Genomic DNA, 4,913 nt, shown 5'->3' with positions numbered 1-4,913 from the left:
GGGTAGAAAATGGCCCGGCGCTGTTCAGTAGCACCAGCCCAGCCGCTGACTCGGGGTGGTTGGCAGCCACACACAGCGAGGCATAGCCGCCAAGGGAATTGCCCGCTAGCACCACCGGGCGACCAATCACCTCGGTAATAAATTCGTGCAGCTGAGCCTGCCATAGGTCGCCGCTGTACTGCCAGTCGGGCTTGGCCGATCGCCCAAATCCCAGCAAATCAATGGCCCACACCTGAAAATCGGCCTGTAGACCCTGAATATTTTTGCGCCAGTGGTCGGTGGAGGCCCCAAAGCCATGCACTAACAGGATGGGGGGGCGGTTCTCCCCTGGAGAGGCTTCGCCAGCGGGGCGCGATTCTCCGGCCACTACGTAATGAATAGCCTGGTCGCGCCAGTACCAGTAGGTGCCCTCAGACTGGCGGGTAGGGTGGGAGGCAGAGGCAGTGGTCATAGGACTTGGATTGGCAGTTTTGTAAACAAACGTTAATTAAAATGGTAGCGAATCTTGGCGTGACAAGCCTGGTAAGGGTGACAAAACGCTAAATACCAGGCATTGTTTCAGAGGAATGCTCTTAAGCCCGCTCCTATGGCTGCCCTATCTCGCCCCCGAAGATCGTCAAGTCGATCGTCCAATCGTCGCGAATTTTCTAAGTTTGATGCTCGCCGCACTAAATCGCTCTGGTTCGAGCGCCTGATGGCGGCGATCGCGCTGCTTAATCTGGTGTTGGTCATCGGTGACCTCAGCTATATTCCCCTGCGGGATCAGTATTTGCGGCTGCTGCCCAGAGTGACCATCTGGTACGGTGAAACCTTCAAAGGCATTGAACCACACCGGTTTACCACTAACTATCTCGCCACCGTAGACAAGCTTGAGGAGCAGGTGGCTCAAACCGGGCTGACATCTATTCAGGCCCAGTCTATCCTGAGTGATTTGCAGCAGCAGAGCACCGCTATGATCGCCGAGAATCCGTTCCAAATTGCCAATCGCTCCGGCAATCTGGAGCAGATTAAGAATAAAATGCGCGATCGCATGGGGATTGAATCGGCTACCACTGCGTTTACCGAGTTTTGGAGCCCTGACCACCTGCGCGAGGCGGGCTTTTCCTCAGAAATGGGTTTCTTCAACAGTGATGTTCAGCCCCTGATTGAGACCAATTTCTTTCGGCGCATTGCCGTTCATGGTGGATTTGTAGACCTGTTCTGGCGAATTGATATTTGGTTTAACCTGCTGTTTGGCTTAGAGCTGCTGGCCCGCAGTGTGTACCTCGATCGCCGCTACAAAAACTTCACCTGGCAAGATGCAATCCTCTGGCGCTGGTACGATGCGCTGCTGATTATTCCGTTTAGCGCCCTGCGGCTGCCCTGGCTCGCCCTTCTGCGCATCATTCCTGTCACCATTCGCGTCAACCAGTCCAACCTGATTAACCTAGAACCGTTTCAAAGCCGCATCAGCCGTTTTGTGATCAGCAATGTGGCGGTTGAAATTACTGAAATAGTGGTACTACGCATCATCGATCAGATGCAGTCGCTGGTTCGTGACGGCAGTGTGGCTCAGGCGCTGCTCGAACCCAAATCGCGCCGCTACATTGAGGTCGGCGGTGTCGATGAGCTGGAGGTACTCTCAAAACGACTGGCGGCCCTGATGGTCTATAACGTGCTGCCCCAGGTCAAACCTGAAATCGATGCTTTGCTCAAGCACACCGTCACTCAGGCGTTCGATCACGCCCCCGGCTACCAAGGGTTTCGCCAGTTGCCAGGGATTGGTGATCTGCCTGACCAGGTGGCCCAGCGGGTTGTGGCCCAGCTGTCGGCCAACCTCTATGGGGTGCTCAAGGGAACTTTAGAGAACCAGTCAGGTAACGAACTCACCCAAGAACTGGTGCAAAAGCTGATCGCAACGTTCAGACTTCAGCTTCAGGAAAACGAAGATGTTGAAGAACTCGAAACCCTGGTAGTGAACTTTCTCGAAGAATTTAAGCTCAACTATGTCAAGCGCCTCGCCGCCGCCGATGTCGATCGCCTGATCGAAGAACGCTACCAGCTCTACAACGTTACCCAGGGTGGTCCAGGGGGCGATCGCTAGCTCAAAACCCCGGGCAATTTAGCGTTATCTTCCCTCAGCAGACAGGCTGGGTTCATAATCTCTACCCCTCATGCCTCTATCGGGTCTTTATCGGGATAGATGAAACCGTCCCCCTCCAGTTGCTAAATTGGGCAAAGATTATATGAAATCTAAAGGGTGTTTGCCGCAGCCTGCCAAAAAGTTTCTCACTAAACTATCCCATTCATGGGAGAACCAAGCTATGTCTACTCAAAATACTGACCCCCGCAATAATCCCCGCAGTCGAGATTTTGAATCGTCAATCAATACTCGACCGGCAACCAACGATGAAATTGCTTATCGCGATGGCTATGTCAGGGGCAAATCGGCAGAACAGCTAGAGCAAGAGCGACGACGAGCCGCTGAAGCCAGAATTTACGAAGAGAATGCCCGTCTGCAAGCCGATCGCGGTATTTCTACCGGTCTTATTCTCGGTTTGGCCTTAGCTGCCTTAGCCGCAGTAGTAGGCGGCCTGATCTACGTTTATTTAGAAGAGACCGATCCAGGTACGGCAGTGCCCACCCCTGAGGCTGTCACCCCAGAACCCACCAATAACGAAACCACCATTATTGAGCGCACCGTCGAGCGCGCTCAAGAGGTGATACCGGCTCCAAGTTCGGCCCAGCCGCCCGAGGTAGATGTGGATCTGAACAATGCAACTGAGCCAACCCTCGCCCCAGCCGCCCCTAGCCAGCCTGAAGCCAGTACGAATGAAACCCTTGTAGAACCTGCTCAACCAGCCGACGGTTCCAACTAGGCACCCTTAAAACCGCCGTTGGGCCACCCAATCTCTGGCTCGGCGGCAAAGCGAAGGGGAGCTGTCCTATACAGTTCCCCTTCGCTTTGAGTATTCGTGCTAATCATCGCGGCTGCCCCGACGGCATCCCCTGGGTCGATCGATGGCGTAGATTTGCACCTATGCCTGATCCCCACGGTCCCAAGGTTTTAGCCCACGGCGGTATAGCTAGACGATGGATGCTTTAATCTAGTCAATGCTTTGAGCCATTGGCTTTAAGACCGCAAAAGAAGACGCAAGCTTACACTCACCCTATGGCTACTTATCTAATTACCGGCGCAAATCGCGGCATCGGTTACGAATATTGTCGGCAGCTTCAGCAGCGGGGCGATACAGCGATCGCCGTTTGCCGCCAGCCCTCCGATGAGCTCAAAGCCCTGGAGGTGCAAATAGAACCCGGCATCGACATTACCGATGATGCCTCGGTCACGTCCCTGGCCCAGCGCCTTCAAGGCACCCCGCTAGATGTGCTGATCAACAATGCTGGCATTGCCGAACGTGTCACCCTAGATAACTTAGATTTCGACAGCATTCGTCAACAGTTTGAGGTTAACGCGATCGGTCCGCTGAGGATCACCAAAGCCCTATTGCCCAACTTGTCTGAAGGAGCAAAGGTAGCCTTGATGACCAGCCGCATGGGCTCCATCGCCGACAATACCTCCGGCGGTTCCTACGGCTACCGCATGTCAAAGGTGGCGCTGTCGATGGCGGGCAAATCGCTGGCCCACGACCTCAAACCCAAAAACATTGCCGTAGCGATTCTGCATCCGGGGCTGGTGCAGACCCGAATGACAGGGTTTACCAACAGCGGCATTACCCCAGCCGAAGCGGTGAAGGGACTGTTGGCCCGCATTGATGCGCTCACCCTGGAAAGCTCTGGCACCTTCTGGCACTCAAATGGAGAGGTGCTGCCCTGGTAAGGAGTTCCATCTTTACTCTTTTATCCACGGCTGATCCCAAGGGCCACCGCCGACTTCTAACCCCGCTTGGGCACTGCTAGCTGCCACAATTAGATCTAAATTGCCACCTTGCTGCCGCCACAGCTTAACGCTGACATCACCCAAAGCCGTATCGCGGCAGCAGTAGATCATGCCCTCACGAGTGGGGGCACGTAGCGGAATCCCGGCAAGGGCGGTAGTGCCGGTAACTTCTACGACATAACCCAATTTTTCGCAGCGCATATGCCAGTAGCCCCACGGGTCGATGTGCCAGGTGACTCGCGCGTTCCAGGGCACAAACTCGTAGAATTTGCCGCCGTGGTGAAGGCCTACCATGGCCACCGACTCCATCCAGGTCAGCACCTGACGGCGACCGCCCCCAGCAGTTAAGGCAAGGTCGGCTACCCCGTCGAAGGCGTTACAGTTAAGCCAAAACCACTTTTGCGGAAACGATCGCCCCCAATTTTTCTCGCTGTAGGCAGGCGCGTTGGTAAACTCGTACCGCTTTCCCTGCCACTCAATCCACCCTGTAGAGTAGCCGTGGGCCATCAGAATTTGCCAGCCGGGCTCAAAAATTGGCAGACTAGAGAGAAAACCCGCGGTAGATTGCTGAGGCTGCCCCGTACTGGCCCAGCCGTATACAGGCTCTGTGTGGTAATGCCAGGCCACAGCGCCAGCCACCGGGTCATTCAAATAGCCCTGGTGCAGCGTTGCCGTAACCTGATATCCCTCAGCAACGTAATGCTTAAATTCTGACGACGACAGCAGCCGAGGGCTCGTTTGAGGCCGCCCTCGCCAGTGACCCAGCCCTAGCCCCTCCTTCCATGCCCAAAACTGCGATACATCGGGAAAGGTGCGGCAAAAGTAGCCGTCATCAGGGCCAAGAATTTGTGCCGTGCCGCCGCTGTTGGGCTGCCCGCCCGCCGGGTCTTCAATGGAGTACATAAAAGCGAAGGTTTGGCCCGTCTCCGGCAGCGTGACGCGAAAGTACCAGCCCTCGAAAAAGCGATCGGCCTGGCCATCCCAGTGGTAGCCGCTGTGGGGAGTTTGGAGAGGGTGAAGGGGCATGGGGGTGGAT

At 55.5% G+C, this 4,913-nt stretch carries 5 protein-coding genes; 3 read left to right on the top strand and 2 right to left on the bottom strand.

All coding sequences use genetic code 11. The features are described from left to right. On the bottom strand, window positions 1-451 hold a 451-nt coding region (locus IQ273_RS30485; RefSeq protein ID WP_194026844.1), incomplete at its 3' end, for an alpha/beta fold hydrolase. A gap of 135 nt (window positions 452-586) precedes the next feature. Here IQ273_RS30485 and IQ273_RS30480 point away from each other — a divergent pair. From IQ273_RS30480 to IQ273_RS30470, 3 genes are all read left to right on the top strand, one after another. Beyond that, the gene (locus IQ273_RS30480) at window positions 587-2,083 is read left to right on the top strand and encodes a hypothetical protein (protein ID WP_194026843.1); all 1,497 of its coding nucleotides are present in this window, start codon (window positions 587-589) and stop codon (window positions 2,081-2,083) included. Between the two features lie 220 nt (window positions 2,084-2,303). Next, complete coding sequence (locus IQ273_RS30475; protein ID WP_194026842.1) at window positions 2,304-2,858, top strand: hypothetical protein; 555 nt, start codon at window positions 2,304-2,306, stop codon at window positions 2,856-2,858. A 293-nt stretch (window positions 2,859-3,151) separates the two neighbouring features. Beyond that, window positions 3,152-3,817, top strand: a complete 666-nt coding sequence (locus IQ273_RS30470) for an SDR family oxidoreductase (RefSeq protein WP_194026841.1) — start codon at window positions 3,152-3,154, stop codon at window positions 3,815-3,817. Window positions 3,818-3,829: 12 nt separating this feature from the next. Here the strand turns inward: IQ273_RS30470 and IQ273_RS30465 are convergent, their stop codons facing one another. Beyond that, window positions 3,830-4,903 carry a tocopherol cyclase family protein gene (locus tag IQ273_RS30465; RefSeq protein ID WP_194026840.1) on the bottom strand — a complete coding sequence of 358 codons (1,074 nt, stop codon included), beginning with the start codon at window positions 4,901-4,903 and terminating at the stop codon, window positions 3,830-3,832. Window positions 4,904-4,913: the final 10 nt, after the last annotated feature.

Source organism: Nodosilinea sp. LEGE 07298, assembly GCF_015207265.1.
GTDB lineage: Bacteria > Cyanobacteriota > Cyanobacteriia > Phormidesmidales > Phormidesmidaceae > Nodosilinea.
Note: the sequence above shows the minus strand (reverse complement) of the source record. Positions and strands in the feature narration are given on the sequence as shown.